Below are 1,300 nucleotides of genomic sequence, written 5' to 3'. Positions count from 1 at the left end.
TGGTTTTTAGCTGGTGTTGTTGGGGTATGGGGTGCTGGCGTGCAGTTCGTTCCAGTCGACGCCGCTGCCCGGGGCTGGCTCGTCGCCGGTATGCCGTTCGCTTTCCCGTTCCTGCTGCGCTTTGGCCGAGGCCCGCGTCCTCTCCCGCGTCTCGTGGGCTTCGGGCAGCGCCTTGAGGTCGGGGCCGGGGCTTCGCATGAAGCATTCGTATTCGCACGCGCGCATCATGTGCGCCTGGATCATGCCCCGGTGGTTCACAAGGATCCGCCTGATCGGGGAGTTGACGCCGCCTTCCAATCGGTTCGTGGTGCCCGGCGCCGGCCCGCCCTCAGGGAGCCTGGGGTCCAGATGGGCGAACAGCCGCCCGTCGCGGAACAGCCTCTCGGACCGCTTGCAGGAGCGGCGCAGCCGCTCATGCGTCCACCACCACTTGCGCCCCGCCAATGCCTCGGGGCTTCCCGGGTCCTGCTTGGCGGTGGTCCGCTCGCCCACGAGGCCGCGCCAGCGTTCGTGCCATGCGTTGAGCGCCTCCGCCCATTGGGCCGCCTGCTCGGCCGTCCTGACCCTGGCGGGCTTCAATGAGAGTTTTCTGAGCTCCCGCCCGGCCTGCGTCCTGGGATGCATGGTCAGGTCGCGGCGCGTGTCGCGCTGCACGTGCGCCAGGCAGCGCTGCAGCCGGGCGTCCGGCCATTCGGCCCGGGCGGCCGTCTCCATGCCGCGCATGCCGTCGCCGGCCAATACGTCGGGGGCGGGCACGCCATGCAACAGGGCGCGGTAGGCGGCGATCGTCTCATGCGCGCACCACCGGAAGCGCGCCACCTCGCCCGTGACGCCGTCCATCAGGACGAGCAGGCAGCGATTATGCGAGATGTAGGCGCCGTCCGCCATGGGCACGTGCCGCCTCGTCGCAGGCAACGCTATGAGCGGCTCCACCTGCCAGCGCCACGCGACGCGCCTGCGGAAGCCGCGCCCGCCGCACTCCTCCTGCGTGCGCCCGCCCCGCAGCCAGGAGACGAACGACTCCAGCTCGCGCACCCGCCGGGCACCGCCGTTCCCGGCGACCATGCTCAGCCTGCATGCCCGGCACCTCCAACGCTGGCGGCCAGACGCCGCACGCCCGTATTTCTGCATCGGCCCGCCGCACAGCGGGCGCTTCCTCGCTCTCCCGGATCGAGTTCTCACCCAACTCAGCAGTACCCGGCAGGCCCCCTATTCTCCCCGCGAAAAAACAGCACCCCGACACGCCTACAGACGCAAAGCCAAACCCCAAACACAACCAACACGTTTGTTCCTATAACCC

At 69.6% G+C, this 1,300-nt stretch carries 1 protein-coding gene; it reads right to left on the bottom strand.

Going from position 1 to position 1,300, the window contains the following annotated elements; genetic code table 11:
• Positions 1-6 precede the first annotated feature (6 nt).
• Positions 7-1,182, bottom strand: a complete 1,176-nt coding sequence (locus DDF78_RS11615) for an IS1249 family transposase (protein ID WP_152581858.1) — start codon at positions 1,180-1,182, stop codon at positions 7-9.
• Positions 1,183-1,300: the final 118 nt, after the last annotated feature.

Origin of the sequence: Bifidobacterium tibiigranuli (assembly GCF_009371885.1) — a bacterium.
In the GTDB taxonomy this organism is placed as follows: Bacteria; Actinomycetota; Actinomycetes; order Actinomycetales; family Bifidobacteriaceae; genus Bifidobacterium; species Bifidobacterium tibiigranuli.
The sequence above is the reverse complement of the archived record's forward strand: the minus strand, read 5'-3'. Positions and strand labels throughout refer to the sequence as shown.